Genomic DNA, 19,909 nt, shown 5'->3' with positions numbered 1-19,909 from the left:
CCCCTCCCCCGCGCGGGAGGAAGGGCGATTACCGGCGTCAGGCTTTGGCGGCGTTCGCCTCGCCGTCATCGTCATTGCGCAAATCGCGCTTCACTTCGGTATGCGTCTCGCCGTTATTGTTATGCAGATGCACTTCCAGCTGGTTAAAGGCGATATCGATATTATTTTCACGGCACAGTCTGTCGATAGTGCGGTTTAGTTCGTCCACGGTATAGCTGCGGTCGCGCAATTCACGCACATAAAGACGCAGTTCATGATCCAGCGAGCTTGGGCCAAAGGTGGTGAAGAACACCGCCGGCTCTGGATCGTGCATCACTTTCGGGTGATCCATCGCCGCTTTCAGCAGGATCTCGCGCACTTTGTCGAGATCCGATCCATACGCCACGCCAATGCGGATCACGACGCGGGTGATAGTATCGGTCAGCGACCAGTTGATCAGACGCTCCGTCACAAACGCTTTGTTCGGGATAATCACTTCTTTGCGGTCAAAGTCCGTGATAGTCGTGGCGCGAATGCGGATTTTGCTGACCGTGCCTGAGAATGTGCCGATGGTGACGGTATCGCCGATACGTACCGGACGTTCAAACAGGATAATCAGGCCGGAGACGAAGTTACCGAAAATCTCCTGTAAACCGAAACCGAGACCGACCGACAGCGCCGCCGCCAGCCATTGCAGTTTATCCCACGATACCCCGAGCGAGCCGAACACCGTCATAGCGCCCGCCGCGATAATCACGTAGTTCAGGATGGTCGTAATAGCGTACGACGCGCCCTGACGCATTTTCAGGCGTGAGAGCACCAGCACTTCCAGCAGGCCCGGCAGGTTGCGAATCAGCGCCCAGGCGACCATAAACGCCACGACGGCAAACAGAATACTGCCGAGCGTCACGTTCTTCGTGACCGCCGCCCCGGCTTCAGTGCCGTTGTAGTGCCACAGCACAATGCTGTCGAGATAGGCGAAAACGGTGATTAAATCGGACCAGATAGCCCAGAACACCACGCCGAACAGCGCGAACATCACCAGCATGGTGATACGCAAGGTCTGCTGGTTCACCTGATCGAGCGCCAGCGAGGTTTCCTCCACCGGCTCGGCCCCTTCGGCGCCCTCTTTCACCATATTCTGGCGACGCGCGACCGCGCGACGATACGCAATCCGGCGCGCCGCGACGCTCAGGCCGCGCAGCACGGTCTGATAGAGCAGGTTCCAGATAATCACCAGATAAACGGTATCTATCCAGCGCCCGGCGAGGCGCAGCGTGGTATAGAAATAGCCCGTCGCGGTCAGCACCAGCAGCGCCACCGGCACGATAGACAGCACCGTGACCGTGACCAGCCGCATGGTGTGCGACTCTTTATCGCGCCAGCTGTCGCGGCACATCGGCCATACCAGCGCGCTGATTAACAGCAGATTGAGGAAAATCACGCTCTGGCCGAACACGTCGTCCATGAGGTGCAGCGGCGACAGCTCCGCCAGTACCGACCAGAACAGCAGCGGAAGCAGCGCCAGGCTGACCCGAACAATCTGACGACGCCAGTGGCTGGTCAGGGTCGCGGGCATATTGAAGTGGCTTACCGCCATGCCGTCTTTTTCCAGCACGCGCCAGCAGAGGCCGAACACCAGCCAGAACACCGCCAGCTCTTTACTGAACGCCCAGAGCAGGTCGCTGATGTTCAGCTGCATGACATACAGAATGAGCCCCACCGCCAGAATAATCAGGCAGACCGGCAGCGCGCGGATGAGGTTTATCAGAATCGCTTTTGGCGTATGCAACTGGCTGTCATTACGCAACTGGCCGACTTCGCCTGCCAGCGTATTAAGGTACTGCCGCATCCAGCCGAAGCGCCAGCGGATAAGCCCGGCGATCAACAGCAGCGGCAGCCCCGCCAGAAACGCTTTCAGCATCGCGGGCCAGGCTTTCTCCCAGTTTAAGGTGATTTTCATCGACTTTAACTGATCGTGCAGCGCCTGCGGGAAGGCTTTCACCCACTCCCAGTCCATCGGCTTGTTGCTGTTAACCCAGAAAATCTGTTGGGTCAGCATCTCCTCAAGACTGGTGCTGACGCTCATTAACTGCTGCTGGTTGATTTGCAGGTTAATCGCCATCATCAGCTGGTTGCCGAGCTGTTTGTTGAGCTGATCCAGCAGCTCGCGGCGCATATCGACGACCTGCAACAGCGCGTCGTGCACGTCGTCGTTGATGTCGCTCTTATGCCCTTCTTCCAGCTTCGCGACAAACGCGTCGTTCTGGAACAGCGCGTCGCGCTGCTGGTTCACCTCAAACTGTTCGAGACGCAGATCCGCGATGCGGTTGGTCATATCTTCCAGTTCATCGGCGGAAGGCAGCGTCTGCTGTTGCTGATATAAAATGCGCGACAGCAGCAGGCTGCCTTTCAACACGGAGATCTGCTCTTTAAGGTTGCGCTCCGACTGTAAGGCCCGATCGAGCCAGTTCTTCACCCGGATATTCTGCTGCACCAGCGTGTTGCCATTCTGAGTGGCGTCGATCAGGCGCTGGCTGAGCTGATGGTTAATCTCCAGCTCCTGGCGCACCAGCGGGTTGTTCTGAATGCTGGAAGCGTCTTCCGGCGCAATCGCCTCCTGCGCCGTTTTCTCGGTCAGCGTCAGGCGCTTGCTGTTGACCGCTTCCTGCAACAGCTGCAACTGATGCTCCAGACGGTTAATGTGCGCCGTGGTGTAGTCGCGCTGTTTCTGGAGCGCATCCTGCAATACCGTGTTGCCTTCGAGACTTTTGCGCTGCTGTTCAATCTGGGCGTTCAGCAACGCCTGTTGCGCGAGCAGCAGCGTTTGTTGCGACGGGCGTAGCGCCTCTTCGCCAGGCGCGGTGCCGTTCAGGCGGTTGCGGATCTGCTGAAGCTGTTGCGAGGCGTTGTACATCGCGTTCTGGACGCGTTCCGGCTGGGTTTGTAGCGACACCAGCTGGCTGTTGAACGTCGCCAGATCGTTCTGCGCGGTTTGCAGGTCGTCAAGCACGGACGTGACCCGCGACTCCAGCTGACGCAGGGACAGGTTTTTCAGCGTCTGGCGCACGACCTCGTCGCTGTCCTGATTTTGTAGCGCGCTAAGGCTTTCGCTGGCCTGGCGCATTTTCTCCGGCGCCTGCAACACCTGCTGGCGCAACTGCACCGTTTCTTGTTTGATACGGTCGATTTTATCCAGCGTCTCAAGCGTCGCCGTTAAATCTTCGATCGCCAGTTTATCCTGTGCGGAGTGGTTTTTTTGCTTGCCGAGCGCGTCAAGCTGCGACTGCACCTCAGCGCGTGTCGGGAGATCGCCGCTCGCAGGCGCCGCCTGCGCCGTGACAGGCGAAAGCGCGCTGAAGATCAGCAGAAAGATAAAGAAAACAGCGGACGCCAGGCGCCGCGAAAGGGTAGTGTGCTGCATAATCATTTGAATGACGTCATGGCCTGACCGCACGCGGAATGCCTGCGGGGATACTGGAACGGCGCTGAGAATACCACGGCTCTTGCGCCTGGAATAGCGGCCCGCCGGGCTTTAAGATAATTTCAGAGTGGGTCAACGGCTGGCGCGGCGTCAGGCGCGCGACGCAAAGTGGGGCAGAACTGATACATCTCCAGCAAAATCGCCACCAGTTCGCGCGCCTCTTTTTTAAGATCAAACGTCTGCGGCGCGAAAAGCCAGTTCTCCACCAGCCCGGAAATATAGCTGCGCATCAGGATAGCGGCACGGCGGGTTTGCAGATTTTCCGGCAGCATGCCGGTCTGGATACACTGCGTCAGCGCCTGTTCAATGCGGTCGTAACTCTGGAAGCACAAACTGCGATGCGCCTGTTGCACAACTGCCATTTCACCAACAAACTCACATTTGTGATAAATTATTTCCATCATCAGGCGACGACGCTCTTCTGTCACTGTAGCTTCAAGTATATAAACGAGAATCTCCCGTAATACAGAGAGTGGATCGTCTGGGAATTTTGCCCGATACTCATTTTCAAGATCGCCAATGCTGGCCTCTGATGATTCCCAGATTTCGCTAAATAAATCCGACTTGTTCCTGAAATGCCAGTAAATGGCGCCTCGCGTTACGCCCGCCGCCTGGGCGATGTCCGCCAGCGACGTGGCTGACACACCCTGTTGCGAGAACAAGCGAATCGCCACATTCAGAATGTGTTGACGCGTCTCCAGGGCCTGCTGTTTGGTTTTTCGTGCCATAGGTCGGTGAATTTACAGGAGTCAGACTTACATACATTTTTGTATGTATGTACCATAGCATGACGACACTATAAACGCAGCAATGGGTTTGCGGACATTTGATCCATTGGTCATTTTTTGGAATCGAACACTCGAGGTTTAGATATGAACAAAAACAGAGGGTTCACGCCTCTGGCGGTCGTTCTGATGCTCTCAGGCAGCTTTGCGCTTACAGGATGTGACGGTGAACAGGCTCAGCAACAAGCGCCCCAGGCGCCCGAAGTGGGTGTGGTGACGCTGAAAAGCGAACCTCTGCAAATCACAACTGAACTTCCGGGGCGCACCCTCGCTTATCGTGTGGCGGAAGTTCGGCCCCAGGTCAGCGGCATTATTCTCAAGCGTAATTTTGAAGAAGGCAGCGAAATCAAAGCGGGCGTGTCGCTTTATCAAATCGACCCGGCGCCTTACCAGGCCTCTTACGAAAGTGCGAAAGGTGATCTGGCGAAAGCCCAGGCCAGCGCGAATATCGCGCAGGTGACGCTCAGCCGTTATCAGAAACTGCTCGGCACGCAGTACATCAGCAAGCAGGATTATGACAATGCGCAGGCGGAAGCCCAGCAGGCTAACGCCGCCGTTGTGGCAGCGAAAGCGGCGGTAGAAACCGCGCGTATCAACCTCGCGTATACCAAAGTGACCTCCCCTATCAGCGGTCGTATCGGCAAATCGAACGTGACCGAAGGCGCGCTGGTGCAGAACGGCCAGACCACAGCGCTCGCGGTCGTGCAGCAGCTTGACCCTATCTATGTTGACGTGACCCAGTCCAGCAACGATTTCCTGCGCCTCAAGCAGGAGCTGGCGAACGGCCAACTGAAGCAGGAAAACGGGAAAGCGAAAGTGACGCTCTCGACGGCTGACGGCCTGAAATATCCGCAGGACGGCACGCTGGAGTTCTCCGATGTGACCGTGGATCAGACCACCGGCTCCATTACGCTGCGCGCGATTTTCCCGAACCCTGACCACACGCTGCTGCCGGGCATGTTTGTCCGCGCCCGTCTCGAAGAAGGGGTTAACCCGACCGCGATTCTGGTGCCGCAACAGGGCGTAACCCGTACCCCGCGCGGCGATGCGACCGTGATGGTGGTCGGCGAAGGCGACAAAGTGGAAGTGCGTCCGGTGACGGTCGGCCAGGCGATGGGCGATAAGTGGGTCGTGACGGACGGCGTTAAAGCCGGCGATCGCGTGATTATCTCCGGGTTGCAGAAGGTTCGCCCGGGCGCGCAGGTCAAAGCGCAGGAAGTGACTGATAACCAGCAGCAACAGAAGCAATCCGGCGCCGCTGGTCAGACGCAGTCACAGCAACCGCAGTCTTGAGTTAACAGGAGCCGTTAAAACATGGCTAAGTTTTTTATCGATCGCCCCATCTTCGCGTGGGTGATCGCCATCATCATCATGCTGGCAGGTGGCTTGTCCATTATGAAACTGCCCGTGGCGCAATATCCGTCGATTGCGCCGCCAGCGGTGACGATTAACGCGACCTACCCGGGCGCGGATGCGAAAACGGTGCAGGATACCGTGACGCAGGTTATCGAACAGAACATGAACGGTATCGATGGCCTGATGTACATGTCCTCCACCAGCGACTCCTCGGGGACCGTGCAGATCACGCTGACGTTCGAATCCGGCACTGACGCGGACATCGCGCAGGTGCAGGTGCAGAACAAACTGCAGCTCGCCATGCCGCTCCTGCCGCAGGAAGTGCAGCAGCAAGGCGTGAGCGTCGAGAAATCCTCCAGCTCGTTCCTGATGGTGTTGGGCCTTATCAACACCGATGGCTCGATGAAGCAGGAAGATATCGCGGACTACGCGGGCGCGAACATTAAAGATCCGATCAGCCGTACCACGGGTGTTGGCGACGTGCAGCTCTTCGGTTCCCAGTACGCGATGCGTATCTGGCTCGACCCGAACAAACTGAACAACTTCCAGTTAACGCCTGTGGATGTGATCAGCGCCATTAAAGCGCAGAACGCCCAGGTGGCAGCCGGTCAGCTTGGCGGTACGCCGCCGGTGAAAGGCCAGCAGCTGAACGCCTCGATTATCGCGCAGACTCGTCTGACGTCCGCCGAGGAGTTCAGCAAAATTCTGCTGAAAGTGAATCAGGATGGTTCGCGCGTGCTGCTGCGAGACGTGGCGAAGGTGGAGCTTGGCGGCGAGAACTACGACATTATCGCGCGCTATAACGGCCAGCCGGCGGCAGGTCTGGGTATTAAACTCGCGACCGGCGCAAACGCGCTGGATACCGCAGAAGCCGTGCGTAAGACCATTGCCGGTCTTGAGCCGTTCTTCCCGAGCGGTCTGAAAGTGGTTTACCCGTATGACACCACGCCGTTCGTAAAAATCTCTATTTTCGAAGTGGTGAAAACGCTGGTTGAAGCGATCGTGCTGGTGTTCCTGGTGATGTATCTCTTCCTCCAGAACTTCCGCGCGACGCTTATCCCGACCATCGCGGTGCCGGTCGTCTTGCTCGGTACCTTTGCGATACTGGCGGCCTTCGGCTACTCGATAAACACCCTCACGATGTTCGGGATGGTGCTTGCCATCGGCCTGCTGGTGGATGACGCCATCGTGGTCGTGGAGAACGTTGAGCGCGTCATGGTCGAAGAAGGCCTGCCGCCCAAAGAAGCGACCCGTAAATCGATGGGTCAGATTCAGGGCGCGCTGGTCGGTATCGCGCTGGTGCTCTCGGCCGTATTTATCCCGATGGCGTTCTTTGGCGGCTCGACCGGTGCGATTTACCGTCAGTTCTCCATTACTATCGTTTCCGCGATGGTGCTGTCCGTTATCGTGGCGTTGATCCTGACGCCAGCCCTGTGCGCCACCATGCTCAAACCTGTCGCGAAAGGCGATCACGGCGAAGGCAAGAAAGGCTTCTTCGGCTGGTTTAACCGCATGTTCGACAAGAGCACGCACCATTACACCGACAGCGTAGGCAACATTCTGCGCAGCACCGGTCGTTATCTGCTGCTCTATCTGCTGATCGTCGTGGCGATGGCGTTCCTGTTTATTCGTCTGCCGAGCTCGTTCCTGCCGGAAGAGGACCAGGGCGTCTTCCTGACGATGGCGCAGCTGCCGGCTGGCGCGACGCAGGAGCGTACCCAGAACGTACTGGATGAGGTAACCAACTACTACCTCACCCAGGAGAAAGCCAACGTTAACTCCGTCTTTACCGTTAACGGCTTTGGCTTCTCCGGCCGCGGCCAGAACACCGGTCTGGCGTTCGTCTCTCTGAAAAACTGGGATGAGCGTTCAGGTGCGGAAAACAAAGTCCCGGCGATTACCGGCCGTGCGATGGCCCGCTTCTCGCAGATTAAAGACGCGATGGTGTTCGCCTTTAACCTGCCCGCGATTGTGGAACTCGGTACGGCGACCGGCTTTGACTTCGAGCTTATCGACCAGGGTAACCTCGGCCATGACAAGCTGACGCAGGCCCGTAACCAGCTATTGGGCGAAGCGGCTCAACACCCGGATCTCCTCTCGCAGGTGCGTCCGAACGGCCTGGAAGATACGCCGCAGTTCAAAATCGATATCGACCAGGAAAAAGCGCAAGCGCTGGGCGTTTCTATCAGCGATATCAACACCACGCTCGCTTCCGCGTGGGGCGGCAGCTACGTCAACGACTTCATCGACCGCGGTCGCGTGAAGAAGGTGTATGTCATGTCGCTGGCGCAATACCGTATGCTGCCGGGTGATATCAATAACTGGTACGTGCGCGGCTCAGACGGACAGATGGTGCCGTTCTCCGCCTTCTCGACCTCTCACTGGGAATACGGTTCACCGCGTCTGGAGCGTTATAACGGTCTGCCGTCCATGCAGATTCAGGGCCAGGCGGTGCAAGGTAAGAGTACCGGTGAAGCGATGGAGATGATGGAACAGCTTGCCAGCAAGCTGCCAACCGGCATCGGCTACGACTGGACGGGCATGTCCTATCAGGAACGTCTGTCCGGCAACCAGGCGCCAGCGCTGTACGCGATTTCGCTTATCGTGGTGTTCCTGTGTCTGGCGGCGCTGTATGAGAGCTGGTCGATTCCGTTCTCGGTCATGCTCGTGGTCCCGCTCGGGGTTATCGGCGCGCTGCTGGCAGCCTCGCTGCGCGGGCTTAACAACGACGTTTACTTCCAGGTGGGTCTGCTGACTACCATCGGCCTGTCGGCGAAGAACGCCATATTGATTGTGGAATTCGCCAAGGACCTGATGGAGAAAGAAGGTAAAGGCCTGATAGAGGCGACGCTTGAAGCCGTACGTATGCGTCTGCGTCCTATCCTGATGACCTCGCTGGCGTTTATCCTCGGCGTTATGCCGCTGGTGATTAGCTCGGGCGCAGGTTCCGGCGCGCAGAACGCCGTCGGTACTGGCGTCATGGGCGGGATGGTGACCGCCACCATCCTGGCTATCTTCTTCGTTCCGGTGTTCTTTGTGGTGGTCCGCCGCCGCTTCAGCCGTAAGAATGAAGATGTTGAGCACAGCCATCCGGTTGAGCATCACTAATAAACAAGGCCGCTCACGCGGCCTTTTTTTTACCCTTTTTCTGCCCGTCGCCTTTTAACGTCCCGCCCAAAAAATCATCATCTCCGCCTTTAGCTCGTCTTTTTTTCATTAGAAATATTTTATTGGGATTAATCTGATGCAGAAAAAGACTTTATTACAGAATATTCTTCAGGCGCGAATAAATGAAAGTTTTACACTAAGGTAAAACTAAGACTTAAAGCTTAAGTTTTCTTTCTGAATGCGTCTGCGTACCTTGTCTTTATTGATTCGCGTAAAAGAGTCTGCGCTGATGCGCGATTAACACCGGAAATGTAATTTTTCGTAATCGTGCCAGGAAAAAATCCTCAGGGTGCTTTATAGTAAAAGTAGATTAAAAATGGAGCGCCACGCCTCCGGACACTGGTTGTGTATCTGCCCCTGCGGTGCTGTTGACTAAAATTTTTCGCTAAAAAGGGGATACGTTATGGACGAATACTCACCAAAACGTCATGATATAGCGCAGCTTAAATTTCTTTGTGAAAGCCTGTATCATGATTGCCTCGCCACGCTAGGCGAAAACCAGCATGGCTGGGTTAACGACCCCACATCCGCCGTTAACCTGCAACTGAACGATCTGATTGAGCATATTGCCAGCTTCGGCCTTAATTATAAAATTAAGCATGAAGATGATACCGCTCTCATTGAACAATTGGATGAATATCTGGACGATACCTTTATGCTTTTCAGCAATTACGGTATCAATGCGCAAGATTTGCAAAAATGGCGCAAGTCCGGAAACAGGCTTTTTCGGTGTTTCATTAACGCCAGTAAAGAAAATCCTGTGAGCTTGTCTTTTTAAAAATAGAACAATCACTTAGGTGTATTATGACGACCAAACCATTAACCAAAACCGATTATTTAATGCGACTGAGACGCTGTCAGACAATTGACACGCTGGAACGTGTCATTGAAAAAAATAAATATGAATTGCCCGATAACGAACTGGCGGTATTTTATTCAGCAGCGGATCATCGTCTGGCTGAACTGACCATGAATAAGCTTTACGATAAAATCCCGACGTCTGTGTGGAAATTCGTTCGTTAATCTCCCGCTATTCTGTATGTGATTATCATTTTTGATAATGTCGGCGCCATGTTAGTGTCGAGCGATTCGCGTTGTGCGTGCCACACCGGATATGTCCTCCGTTAGCATGGCTCCTCCCCCTGCGATCTTCCCCCTTAAATGCAGTGAATAGTCAGCGGCGCATTTAATGGCTACTATCAGACTTTCCATTAATTGAGCGAAACCAGCCATGAGCGAAGAGAAACGCAAGATGATTGCGGGTGAGCTTTACCGTCCGAACGATCCGGAGCTGCGCGAGGATCGCGTGCGTGCGAGACATCTGCTGCATGAATATAACCACAGCGCGCCGGATGAAAAGGCACAACGTCAGGCGATCCTGAAGTCGCTGCTGGGCGAAGCGGGAAACGCTTACATTGAGCCCACCTTCCGCTGCGACTACGGCTACAACATCTACCTGGGCGAGAATTTCTACGCCAATTTCGACTGCGTTATCCTGGATGTCTGCCCGGTGCGTATCGGCGCTAACTGCATGCTGGCGCCCGGCGTGCATATTTATACCGCCACACATCCGCTGGATCCGACAGAGCGCAACAGCGGGCTGGAGTTTGCCAAACCGGTGACCATCGGCGATAACGTCTGGATCGGCGGGCGGGCTATCATTAACCCGGGCGTTACGCTTGGCGATAACGTGGTCGTCGGCTCCGGCGCCGTGGTCACGCATTCCGTAGAGGCGAACTGCGTGGTGGCGGGCAACCCGGCGCGGATCATTCGTCGTCTTTAAGCGCCGCTTCGGTTAACTGTTATGGTTTTTTGTTGGCCGTCTGTTACTTTTTTCGCACAGGGCGGCCTCTTAAAATGCCCTTTCCCGCGCCTGCGCGACACAGATTCTGAAGGTTTTGCATGACTGAAATCCAGCGACTGCTGACGGCCACGATTGACCGACTCAACAAAGAAGAGAAGCGCGACAACCGTCCGCGCTTTAGCATCAGCTTTATCCGTAAGCACCCGGGCCTGTTTATCGCCATGTATCTGGGCTGGCTGGCGACGCTTGCGGTCATGCTCCAGTCAGAAACGCTGGCAGGCTCGGTCTGGCTGCTGGTCGTGCTGTTTGTGTTGTTAAACGGTTTTTTCTTTTTCGACGTGAATCCGCGCTATCACTATGAAGATATCGACGTGCTGGATCTACGCGTTTGTTATAACGGCGAGTGGTATAACACCCGCGACGTGCCGGAGAGTCTGATAGAAGAAATTCAGGCGTCCTCGCGTGTGAGCGCCGAACAAAAAGCGCAGCTTGAGAAAATGCTGACCCGTAAGAAAGCATTATCGTTTTACGATATCTACTCACTGGATAAAAACACGGGCGCTGCCAGCGCGCCGGTGAATACCGCGACTGCCTCTCAGGCGCACTAATGAAAATCGCCCTCTTACGAGGGCGATGCTTACCGTCTTTTTTTCCTTCCCTGCACCGCTTTAAACCGCGGATTCGTTTTGCAAATCACATACAACCGTCCTTTGCGCCTGACTATCTGACAGTCAGGATGGCGCGCCTTCGCGCTGCGTAACGAATTCAGCACCTGCATGATTTACGCCTTTTTATCGTTAAAGAAACGCCCGAAGCGCTGCTGGAAGCGCGCGGCGCTGCCTTCGGTGGTAATGGTCTTCTGGCGCCCGGTGTAATACGGGTGCGACGCGGACGACACATCAATGGTGACATACGGGTACGTTTCGCCGTCGAGTTCGATTTCACGCTCGGTTTTGATAGTCGAGCCGACTTTGAAATATTCATTGGCGCTGGTGTCATGAAACACCACGGTACGGTAATGCGGATGGATATCAGGTTTCATCATTCGCCTCTGCATATGTTATAACATAACAATATCGTAAAGCGACGCTGGAGAAATTGCAAGGGGCTGACATAACCGGGCGTGTAAAAAGAAAAAGCCGGCGCATCAGACGCCGGCTTTGAAGGAGTAAATAATAACTTACAGGCGGAAGCCTGCCACCACGCGGTCGAGCTGCTGCGTCTGCTCGGTCATGGAGTGCGACGCTGCCGACACTTCCTGCACCAGCGCCGCGTTCTGCTGCGTCGCGCTGTCGAGCTGGTTAATCGCCAGGTTCACCTGCGAAATGCCCGCGCTCTGCTCGCGGCTGGAGGACATGATTTCGCCCATTAGCGTGGTCACGTTGCGCACGCCGCTCAGCAGCTCATCCATCGTCGCGCCCGCGTCATTCACCAGCTTCGTTCCGACATCAATATTGCTGGCGGAATTTTCGATCAGCTGTTTGATTTCGCGTGCCGACTGCGCGGAGCGCTGCGCCAGACTGCGCACTTCAGAGGCGACCACCGCGAAGCCGCGGCCCTGTTCGCCCGCGCGCGCCGCTTCCACCGCCGCGTTCAGCGCCAGAATATTGGTCTGGAAGGCGATGCTGTCGATCACCGCGATAATATCCACCACTTTGCCGGACGAACTCTGGATAGCGCTCATGGTGCTGACCACTTCGCGCACCACATTGCCGCCCCGCTCCGCCACCTGGGACGCCTGATGCGCCAGTTCGTTAGCATGTGCGGCGTTATCCGCGTTCTGACGTACGGTGCTGGTGAGCTGTTCCATGGATGCGGCCGTCTCCTCGATGGAGCTTGCCTGATCTTCGGTACGCGCGGAAAGATCCTGGTTGCCGGACGAGATCTGCTGCGAGGCCGACGACAACGCGCGGGCGCTATCACTCACCTGGCGCAGCATGGTTTGCAGATAGTCGATAACGCCGTTAAAGCTGTCGATAATCGCGTTGAATTCCGGGCTGCTGGTTGGCTCAAGGCGCTGCGTCAGATCCGCGCCGCCTGCAGAAAGTCGGCTGATATTGCGGTTAAGATCGGCGAGTTTGCCCATCATCGAGCGGATAAACAGCACCAGCACGCCCAGAAGCAACAGCAGCATCGGGATCTGCACCATGCTCAGACGCGCCAGAATGGTATCGGTTTGCGCGGTTAACAGCGCGGTCGGCAGGTCAACGGCGATAATCCACGGGCTGCCTTTAATGGATTGCAGCATCACGGTATGCGAATCGCCATCCAGCTCATACTCCTGCTCGGTTTTCTCGCCTGGGCGGAAAGTGCTGAGCGCTTTCTGCACCGTCTGCGCCATCGGATCGTCGCCCAGATCGGCAAGTTTCTTCAGGCTGGCGGTTTTGCCCACCTGATCGGCATCGCCGACGATTTTGCCGTCCGCTTCCACAATCAGCACGCGCCCTGAAATGGCGTCGTTCATCTGTTTCGCCAGCTGATTAAAGAAGCCCAGCGTCACGTCGATCGTCGCCACACCCCACGGCTGGCCATCTTTAGTGATCACCATCGCGCAGTTGGTGCGCGGCTGCGGGCTCGCGTCATCCTGGTAGGCGTTCGCCCAGGCGCAGTGGCTGGCGGGCGCGTTCAGGCCCGCTTTATACCAGACCTGCTCGTAATAATTCGGCGCCGCGTCGGAGTTCCAGTATGTGTTCACTTCAAGCTGATTGCTGGCGTTGCGCGCAAAGAAAGTACTGAATTTATTGCGCCCCGCCTCGCGTTTTTCCGGCAACGGCCAGATGCCCCCGCCAAAGACGTTGACGTCCTGGTACTGATCCACCAGCGCCGGTAGCAGGCGGTCGATGTCATCGCTTTGCATCGCCGCGACGCTCTGCGTCACGCTGCGCATCTGCGCCTGCACGCGGTTCATCTGCTCAACGATGCTGAACGCCACGTTATCCACTTCATAACGGATAATTCGCGTTTCGGTGCGTTTAATTTCCGGCGTCACGAAAAAGTGGATCACCAGCGCGGTAATGCCGCTCAGGGCAGCAAGAAACAGACAGAGTGAAAAGATAAACCTGGCTTGCGTTGTTTTTAGCATTGTTATTCACCTGGAAAGGATCAGAGGGTTCTTCTTTCAGGACAACGGCAGCGCAGCGGTAAACTTGAAGGCGAAATGCATGTTAGAAAATTAACAAAAATTTAACTCATTGACGGATAAAACAAATCCGTTTTTCTATGAAACATTTTGAAATAATTACTTATGCGCCAAGCAGAAATCCTTTTTACCCCAGGAGGTTATAAATCAGAAAAGAACGATATTGGGCGCGCGGGCGTCTTTCAGGCAGGGTGATGTTATGGCATCAAAGAAAGGAGAGCCCCCATGCGCCAGCGCTGTTGTTGTGCCGGTCTGTTTGCAGATAACCGACTGTGATTTTTCTTTGCTAACGGAGCGTTCCATGAGCACAACATTACCCTCTACCCTGCCGATTCTCGATCTCGCGAGACTCAACGCAGGCCCGGCTGACCGCGCCGCGTTTCTCGATCATCTGCGCTACGCCGCACGTGATATTGGCTTTTTCTATATCGTGAATCACGGCGTCGACACCCGACTGCTGGAGGATGTCCAGCGCGAAGCGCGACAGTTCTTTGCGCTGCCGGACGACGAGAAAGCGCAGGTGGCGATGATCCACTCGCCGCATTTTCGCGGCTATAACCGCGCGGCGGCGGAACTGACGCGCGGCAAGCCGGACTGGCGCGAGCAGTTTGATATCGGCGCCGAGCGCCCGGCGCTGGCGCTTTCCGCAAACGCGCCCTCGTGGCGGCGGTTACAGGGGCCGAACCTCTGGCCCGCCGCGCAGCCGTCGCTCAGGCCAACGCTGCTGCGTTTTCAGCGCGATATGGCGCAGATGGCGCTGCGTCTGCTGCGCGCCTTCGCCGAAGCTCTGCAACTCTCGCCAGACGCCTTCGACACGCTCTACGGCGAGCAGCCCAACGAACACATCAAGCTCATCCGCTATCCCGGCCAGCAGAGCACCGGCAGTAATCAGGGCGTAGGCGCGCATAAGGATTCTGGTTTCTTAAGCTTCCTGTTGCAGGATCAGCAAAAAGGCTTGCAGGTGGAAGTCACACCGGATGAGTGGATTGACGCCGCCCCTCTGCCGGGCAGCTTTGTGGTAAACATCGGCGAACTGCTGGAGCTTGCCACCAACGGTTACCTGCGCGCCACGGTGCATCGCGTCGTGTCGCCGCCCGCGGATAAAGAACGTCTCTCCATCGCCTTTTTCCTCGGCGCGCGGCTGGACGGCGTGGTGCCGGTCTACCCGCTGCCGCCGGCGCTGGCGCGCGAGGCGCATGGCCCGCAAAGCGATCCGCGCAATCCGCTGTTGCGCGATGTCGGCTGGAACTACTTAAAAGGCCGCCTGCGCTCGCACCCTGATGTCGCCGAACGTTACTACCGCGACGTGCTGCGCGAAAGCCACGAGCTGATCGCCTGATCCCTTACTAAGGAAAGCAAAATGAAGAAAACCACTATGACGCTGGCCGGGCTGGCGCTGCTGATTTCCGCGGGTTTACAGGCCGCCGAGCCGTTGCGTATCGCCGCCGATCCGGTGCCGCACGCCGAAATCCTTAACTACATTAAAAAGCTCGATCCGAAGCTCGATCTTAACGTCGTGGAACTGACCAGCGGCGTTAACGCTAACGAACTGCTGGCGAACGGCGACGTTGACGCCAACTATTTCCAGCACCTGCCCTACCTGAAGGATCAGGAAAAAGCGCTCGGCAAGACCTTTGCGGTCGCCGCCACGGTGCATGTCGAGCCGCTTGGCATCTATTCGCGGAAATATAAAGATCTGAAAGCGGTGCCGGAAGGCGCCACGGTGGCGGTGCCCAATAACGTCACTAACCTGAGCCGCGCGCTGTTCCTGCTGCAAAACCAGGGGCTGATTACGCTGAAGGCGGGCTTTAGCGATCCGGCGAGCAGCCTCGCCACGCCGAAAGATATTCGCGATAACCCGAAAAAGCTGAAGATCCTCGAAATCGAATCGCCGCAAATCCCGCGCTCGCTCGATGATGTCGATCTGGCGGTGATCAATGGCAACTACGCGCTGGAAGCGGGCCTGACGCCTGCGAAAGATGCGCTGGGGCTGGAGCGCGCCGACCATAACCCTTACGCCAACCTGCTGGTAACTACCCCAGCGCTGGCAAGCGATCCGCGCATCAAAGCGCTGGCGAAAGATTTACAGTCGCCGCAGGTCGCGGAATTTATTCGCCAGCATTACAACGGCTCGGTGATCCCGGTCGCGGCACCGCAGTCATGATAACGCTTGACGGGCTGAGCAAAACTTACGCCGGAGAGGGCCGCCCGGCGCTGGACGACGTCTCGCTCGCCATTCCTCAGGGCGCGGTGTACGGGATCCTGGGACGCAGCGGCGCGGGCAAAAGCACGCTGCTGCGCTGTCTTAATCTGCTGGAGCGGCCAACAACAGGCCGTATCCTGATGAACGGCACGGATATTACCCGCCTTGATGACCGCGCGCTGCGCCAGCACCGGCAGCGCACCGCGATGGTGTTTCAGCACTTTAACCTGCTCCACGCGCGCACAGTGGCGGACAACGTGGCGGTACCGCTGGAAATCGCGGGCGTCTCCCGCGCGGAGCGCCGCCTGCGGGTGGCGGAGCTGCTGGATCTGGTGGGGCTTACGGATAAAGCCGACGCCTTTCCCTCGCGTCTTTCCGGCGGGCAGAAACAGCGCGTGGGTATCGCCCGCGCGCTGGCCGCGCGCCCCGACGTGCTGCTGTGCGATGAAGCCACCAGCGCGCTCGACCCGGAGACGACCGCCTCTATCCTCGCGCTGCTTGCCGATATCAACCGCCAGCTGGGGCTGACTATCGTGCTGATTACGCATGAGCTTGAGGTGGTCAAAGCCATCTGCGATCACGCGGCGCTGCTGGAGGACGGACGTCTGGTGGAGAGCGGCAGGCTCGCGGATCTGTTAACCGCGCCCTGGTCGGTGCTGCGTCAGACGCTCGTGCGCGATAACGCCGCCTGGCAGGCGTTTTTACGCCGTCACGGCGTGGAGGAGAGAATATGGTGCGACGTGGCATGAGCTTTGAGGATCTCTGGCCGCTGCTGGCGCAGGGCACGCTGGAGACGCTCTATATGGTCGGCCTGGCGGCGTTTTTTACGGTGCTTATCGGCCTGCCGGTCGGCGTGGTGCTGTTTATCACCCGGCGCGACGGCGTACTCCCGCAGCCGCGGCTCAACAGCGTGCTGGGCGGCGTGATTAACATCGGACGTTCGCTGCCCTTTATCGTGCTGCTGATTGCGCTAATCCCGCTGACGCGCCTTATCATCGGCACCACGCTTGGCAGTACGGCCGCCGTGGTGCCGATTACGATCGGGGCGTTTCCCTTTTTCGCCCGCGTAGTGGAAAACGCGCTGGATGAAGTCGATCATGGGCGCGCCGAGGCGATCGTCTCGATGGGCGGCAACGCCTGGCATGTGATAAGCAAAGCGCTGCTGCCGGAGGCGCTGCCCGCGCTGCTGGCAGGCGTGACGCTCACGGTGGTGATGCTGATAGGCTTTTCTTCTATGGCCGGGGTCATCGGCGGCGGCGGGCTTGGCGATTTAGCTATCCGTTACGGTTATCAGCGTTTTAATAATGAAGTGATGGCCACCACGGTGCTGATTCTGGTGGCGCTGGTGCAGGGCGTACAGACGCTCGGCGACCAACTGGTGCGGCGTCTCGCGCACTGGCGCTGACATTCCCTCGTTACGGTGCAGTCGTTAATGCTGCGCCCGTTCTTTTTTGCCTTAACCCTAAGCAAAATCAATGCGGCGTGCCGTCGCAAAAGCCATTATCCCCCACTACGCTAGAAGTACTCCGGCACTTTTTTCTACATCAGGGCAGGCAGCCATCGTGACTATCGCAAAACTGATCAAAATAGTAACAGGCGTGCTGTTACTCAGCGTTTTGCTGCCTGTCGCGTTCAGTTTCTGGCTCGCCCGGCACCAGGCGGAACAGCATTTTATGATGGAGCTGGACGCCTATACCGAACGCACGCTGATCCGCACCAATGAAATCTTGCAGCAGGCGAAAGCCGCGCTCGGCAAAATCAATAGCTTCACCGGCGAACCATGCAGCGATGCGCATTTACAGGCGATGCGGCGTACCTCATTTGTGTTTCGCCATGTCCAGGAAGTGGTTTATCTGAAGGACAATACGCCTCTGTGTTCATCGCTGGTGGGCCGCAGCACCTCAAGATCGCTACCGCCGCCGACATGGATCAACAGCGACAATTACGATATCTGGTACAGCACGCAAAACGATATAGGGCTGTCGATACCGATGGTGATGATTGCCCATGGGCCGCACATGGTGCTTATCGATCCCAGCTCGTTTATCGATCTCATCCCCTTCAGCGCCTGGCCCATTAACACGGCCATCATCGGGCTGCCGCGTAACCGGGTGCTGACCAGTAGCGGCCCCTTTGATAAAACCGTCTGGGAAATGGCCCGTGAAAGCGGCGCCAGTAAAATCGAATATGCCGGTAATATCTATCTGATACACCGCGAGCCGCGCGCCGGGATTGCCGTGGTGGCCTGGGCGTCCCAGGCGCCGCAGACGGCGGAAATCCGCAAGCTTCAGCTTATCTGGATGCCAGCGGGAATTCTTTTCAGCATCGCGATAGCGTTCTGGCTGCTGCGCCTGTTAAGGCGTTTGCAGTCGCCGCGCTATCGCCTGCAGGACGGCATTAAAAACAATGAACTGGTGATGCACTACCAGCCGATTATCCGGCTGGCGGATGGACGCCCCACCGGCGCAGAGGCGCTGATCCGCTGGCCTCAGCCAGACGGCAGCATGTTAACGCCGGATATCTTTATTCCGCTTGCCGAACAGACCGGGCTTATCGGCCCGCTGACGCGCCGCATTGTGCATAACGTGCTGACCGATCTCGGCGACTGGCTGCGCGCGCATCCGCAGCAGCACATCTCCATTAATATTTCAGCCTTCGATCTGCATGATCCGCACTTTGTCGATATGTTCAGCCAGGCCCTGGCGCAGCACGGCGTCGCCCCACACCAGCTGGCGCTGGAAATCACCGAGCGCGGCTTCGCGGACCCGGCGCTCAGCGGCCCGGTTATTGCGCGCCTGCGCGCGGCGGGCCATAAGATTTACATCGATGACTTCGGCACTGGCTACTCCAGCCTGAGTTATCTGGAAGATCTGGATGTCGATATCCTGAAAATCGATAAATCATTTGTCGATGCGCTGGAGTACAAAACCGTTACGCCGCACATTATCGAAATGGCGAAAACGCTGCGGCTTGAGATGGTGGCCGAAGGGGTGGAGAACGAGAGCCAGGCGCTGTGGCTGCGCGAGCATGGCGTGCAATACGCCCAGGGCTGGCTCTACAGCAAAGCGCTGCCCGCCGAGGTGTTTATCGCCTGGTGCAACGCGCACGGCGTTACGTAAGCGAATGCCGCATCTCATACTGACGCACCGGCTGAATGCGAAACCCGCTCTGCTCAAAGAGCGGCGCCAGGCGATTATCGACCGCCACTGGCGTTGTTAACCCCGCAAAGCGCTCATGCAGCAGCGACAGTAACTGTCGGGCGCGCCCTTCACGCCGCGCCTGCGGCGCCACCCACAGCGCGCGCAGTTGCGGCTGGGCAAAACCGGTCGCCACAATAGCGAACGCCTGATTATCCAGTGAAAACCCAACGCCTGGCAGCGCCTGCGCCGTTTCCGGCGCCATCAGCCACGCGAGTGCTTCCGCCTGCGCGACCATGCGCTGCGCCACGTCGCCGGGATCGCAGGGGATCAGCGCCTGGGTATTCACAAACGCCGCCGGGCTATGAGCCTGAAAACCGACCAGCGTTTTCTCGCACGTAAACCCTACGCGCTCATACAGCGCCTGACCGGCGTCATTACCGATAATCACCTCAAGCGTCATGCTTTTCTCGCCGCGCTCGTGGGCTTCGTCCAGCAACTGCATCATCAGCGTTTTACCCACGCCTTTTCCGCGCCAGTCAGGATGAATGGCGAACGCCGCCAGACGACTGCGCCAGCCGCGCCGGGCGATAAGCGCCAGCGCGACGACATTCTCGCCCTCAAGCCAGACGCGGCTGGCGTTCAGGCAAACATTCTCCGCGCCGAAGCGATAAGCGAATGCCGCGCCGTCCAGCTGGAACGGCACCAGATAGCCATCAAAACAGCGGCACAGCATCGCGGCCAGCGCGTCGCAGCTCCAGTGGATCGCGGGCCGCGCGCGTAACGTTGCAGGGTTCGACATGGCAATTCCTCATCAGCGGAAACGCTCAGCATAACGCAGCACGGCAAAAGGC

17 protein-coding genes are annotated in these 19,909 nt (G+C 57.4%); 11 read left to right on the top strand and 6 right to left on the bottom strand.

The window, feature by feature from the left end:
- Positions 1-37: 37 nt before the first annotated feature.
- Together mscK and acrR are read right to left on the bottom strand one after the other, a co-directional pair.
- Positions 38-3,409 carry a mechanosensitive channel MscK gene (mscK, locus tag AACV31_RS13795; RefSeq protein WP_185155283.1) on the bottom strand — a complete coding sequence of 1,124 codons (3,372 nt, stop codon included), beginning with the start codon at positions 3,407-3,409 and terminating at the stop codon, positions 38-40.
- Positions 3,410-3,525: 116 nt separating this feature from the next.
- Complete coding sequence (gene acrR / locus AACV31_RS13790; protein WP_165153211.1) at positions 3,526-4,191, bottom strand: multidrug efflux transporter transcriptional repressor AcrR; 666 nt, start codon at positions 4,189-4,191, stop codon at positions 3,526-3,528.
- A 144-nt stretch (positions 4,192-4,335) separates the two neighbouring features.
- Between acrR and acrA the strand changes: the two genes are divergently transcribed.
- The 6 genes from acrA to AACV31_RS13760 all read left to right on the top strand — a co-directional run bounded on the left by acrA (position 4,336) and on the right by AACV31_RS13760 (position 11,184).
- On the top strand, positions 4,336-5,541 hold the full coding sequence (gene acrA, locus AACV31_RS13785; protein ID WP_007767268.1) for a multidrug efflux RND transporter periplasmic adaptor subunit AcrA: 1,206 nt from the start codon (positions 4,336-4,338) through the stop codon (positions 5,539-5,541).
- Positions 5,542-5,562: 21 nt separating this feature from the next.
- Positions 5,563-8,712: a multidrug efflux RND transporter permease subunit AcrB gene (gene acrB / locus AACV31_RS13780; protein WP_165153209.1), complete on the top strand. Its 3,150-nt coding sequence runs from the start codon at positions 5,563-5,565 to the stop codon at positions 8,710-8,712.
- A gap of 463 nt (positions 8,713-9,175) precedes the next feature.
- Complete coding sequence (tomB, locus tag AACV31_RS13775; RefSeq protein WP_007706157.1) at positions 9,176-9,550, top strand: Hha toxicity modulator TomB; 375 nt, start codon at positions 9,176-9,178, stop codon at positions 9,548-9,550.
- Between the two features lie 26 nt (positions 9,551-9,576).
- Positions 9,577-9,795 (top strand): HHA domain-containing protein, encoded by a 219-nt coding sequence (locus tag AACV31_RS13770; RefSeq protein ID WP_007713751.1) that lies wholly within the window; start codon positions 9,577-9,579, stop codon positions 9,793-9,795.
- Between the two features lie 208 nt (positions 9,796-10,003).
- Positions 10,004-10,555, top strand: coding sequence for a maltose O-acetyltransferase (gene maa / locus AACV31_RS13765; RefSeq protein WP_012815579.1), 552 nt, complete (start codon positions 10,004-10,006; stop codon positions 10,553-10,555).
- Positions 10,556-10,674: 119 nt separating this feature from the next.
- The gene (locus AACV31_RS13760) at positions 10,675-11,184 is read left to right on the top strand and encodes a YlaC family protein (RefSeq protein WP_105539148.1); all 510 of its coding nucleotides are present in this window, start codon (positions 10,675-10,677) and stop codon (positions 11,182-11,184) included.
- Between the two features lie 29 nt (positions 11,185-11,213).
- Here the strand turns inward: AACV31_RS13760 and ykgO are convergent, their stop codons facing one another.
- The 3 genes from ykgO to AACV31_RS13745 all read right to left on the bottom strand — a co-directional run bounded on the left by ykgO (position 11,214) and on the right by AACV31_RS13745 (position 13,658).
- Positions 11,214-11,354, bottom strand: coding sequence for a type B 50S ribosomal protein L36 (gene ykgO / locus AACV31_RS13755; protein WP_007767176.1), 141 nt, complete (start codon positions 11,352-11,354; stop codon positions 11,214-11,216).
- A gap of 3 nt (positions 11,355-11,357) precedes the next feature.
- The gene (locus AACV31_RS13750) at positions 11,358-11,618 is read right to left on the bottom strand and encodes a type B 50S ribosomal protein L31 (protein ID WP_038864295.1); all 261 of its coding nucleotides are present in this window, start codon (positions 11,616-11,618) and stop codon (positions 11,358-11,360) included.
- Positions 11,619-11,756: 138 nt separating this feature from the next.
- The gene (locus tag AACV31_RS13745; RefSeq protein WP_165153207.1) at positions 11,757-13,658 is read right to left on the bottom strand and encodes a methyl-accepting chemotaxis protein; all 1,902 of its coding nucleotides are present in this window, start codon (positions 13,656-13,658) and stop codon (positions 11,757-11,759) included.
- Between the two features lie 358 nt (positions 13,659-14,016).
- On the opposite strand from AACV31_RS13745, the gene AACV31_RS13740 reads away from it, so the two are divergent.
- The 5 genes from AACV31_RS13740 to AACV31_RS13720 all read left to right on the top strand — a co-directional run bounded on the left by AACV31_RS13740 (position 14,017) and on the right by AACV31_RS13720 (position 19,037).
- Positions 14,017-15,054 (top strand): isopenicillin N synthase family dioxygenase, encoded by a 1,038-nt coding sequence (locus AACV31_RS13740; protein WP_165153205.1) that lies wholly within the window; start codon positions 14,017-14,019, stop codon positions 15,052-15,054.
- A gap of 21 nt (positions 15,055-15,075) precedes the next feature.
- Positions 15,076-15,879 carry a MetQ/NlpA family ABC transporter substrate-binding protein gene (locus tag AACV31_RS13735; RefSeq protein WP_165153203.1) on the top strand — a complete coding sequence of 268 codons (804 nt, stop codon included), beginning with the start codon at positions 15,076-15,078 and terminating at the stop codon, positions 15,877-15,879.
- Positions 15,876-16,667 carry a methionine ABC transporter ATP-binding protein gene (locus AACV31_RS13730; protein WP_165153201.1) on the top strand — a complete coding sequence of 264 codons (792 nt, stop codon included), beginning with the start codon at positions 15,876-15,878 and terminating at the stop codon, positions 16,665-16,667. Before AACV31_RS13735 ends, AACV31_RS13730 begins: the two co-directional genes overlap by 4 nt.
- Positions 16,664-17,323: a methionine ABC transporter permease gene (locus AACV31_RS13725; RefSeq protein ID WP_165153563.1), complete on the top strand. Its 660-nt coding sequence runs from the start codon at positions 16,664-16,666 to the stop codon at positions 17,321-17,323. Before AACV31_RS13730 ends, AACV31_RS13725 begins: the two co-directional genes overlap by 4 nt.
- A gap of 157 nt (positions 17,324-17,480) precedes the next feature.
- Complete coding sequence (locus tag AACV31_RS13720; RefSeq protein WP_165153199.1) at positions 17,481-19,037, top strand: EAL domain-containing protein; 1,557 nt, start codon at positions 17,481-17,483, stop codon at positions 19,035-19,037.
- Here AACV31_RS13720 and AACV31_RS13715 read toward each other — a convergent pair.
- Positions 19,030-19,857: a GNAT family N-acetyltransferase gene (locus AACV31_RS13715; protein WP_075198209.1), complete on the bottom strand. Its 828-nt coding sequence runs from the start codon at positions 19,855-19,857 to the stop codon at positions 19,030-19,032. The genes AACV31_RS13720 and AACV31_RS13715 overlap by 8 nt on opposite strands.
- Positions 19,858-19,909 lie beyond the last annotated feature (52 nt).

The organism is Cronobacter sp. EKM101R (assembly GCF_963888145.1).
Classification (GTDB): Bacteria; Pseudomonadota; Gammaproteobacteria; order Enterobacterales; family Enterobacteriaceae; genus Cronobacter; species Cronobacter turicensis.
The sequence above is the reverse complement of the archived record's forward strand: the minus strand, read 5'-3'. Positions and strand labels throughout refer to the sequence as shown.

Bases quoted from the DNA above. Each gene is read 5' to 3' on its own strand.
- mscK (WP_185155283.1), bottom strand. From the start codon at position 3,409: ATGATTATGCAGCACACTACCCTTTCGCGGCGCCTGGCGTCCGCTGTT.
- acrR (WP_165153211.1), bottom strand. From the start codon at position 4,191: ATGGCACGAAAAACCAAACAGCAGGCCCTGGAGACGCGTCAACACATT.
- acrA (WP_007767268.1), top strand. From the start codon at position 4,336: ATGAACAAAAACAGAGGGTTCACGCCTCTGGCGGTCGTTCTGATGCTC.
- acrB (WP_165153209.1), top strand. From the start codon at position 5,563: ATGGCTAAGTTTTTTATCGATCGCCCCATCTTCGCGTGGGTGATCGCC.
- tomB (WP_007706157.1), top strand. From the start codon at position 9,176: ATGGACGAATACTCACCAAAACGTCATGATATAGCGCAGCTTAAATTT.
- AACV31_RS13770 (WP_007713751.1), top strand. From the start codon at position 9,577: ATGACGACCAAACCATTAACCAAAACCGATTATTTAATGCGACTGAGA.
- maa (WP_012815579.1), top strand. From the start codon at position 10,004: ATGAGCGAAGAGAAACGCAAGATGATTGCGGGTGAGCTTTACCGTCCG.
- AACV31_RS13760 (WP_105539148.1), top strand. From the start codon at position 10,675: ATGACTGAAATCCAGCGACTGCTGACGGCCACGATTGACCGACTCAAC.
- ykgO (WP_007767176.1), bottom strand. From the start codon at position 11,354: ATGCAGGTGCTGAATTCGTTACGCAGCGCGAAGGCGCGCCATCCTGAC.
- AACV31_RS13750 (WP_038864295.1), bottom strand. From the start codon at position 11,618: ATGAAACCTGATATCCATCCGCATTACCGTACCGTGGTGTTTCATGAC.
- AACV31_RS13745 (WP_165153207.1), bottom strand. From the start codon at position 13,658: ATGCTAAAAACAACGCAAGCCAGGTTTATCTTTTCACTCTGTCTGTTT.
- AACV31_RS13740 (WP_165153205.1), top strand. From the start codon at position 14,017: ATGAGCACAACATTACCCTCTACCCTGCCGATTCTCGATCTCGCGAGA.
- AACV31_RS13735 (WP_165153203.1), top strand. From the start codon at position 15,076: ATGAAGAAAACCACTATGACGCTGGCCGGGCTGGCGCTGCTGATTTCC.
- AACV31_RS13730 (WP_165153201.1), top strand. From the start codon at position 15,876: ATGATAACGCTTGACGGGCTGAGCAAAACTTACGCCGGAGAGGGCCGC.
- AACV31_RS13725 (WP_165153563.1), top strand. From the start codon at position 16,664: ATGAGCTTTGAGGATCTCTGGCCGCTGCTGGCGCAGGGCACGCTGGAG.
- AACV31_RS13715 (WP_075198209.1), bottom strand. From the start codon at position 19,857: ATGTCGAACCCTGCAACGTTACGCGCGCGGCCCGCGATCCACTGGAGC.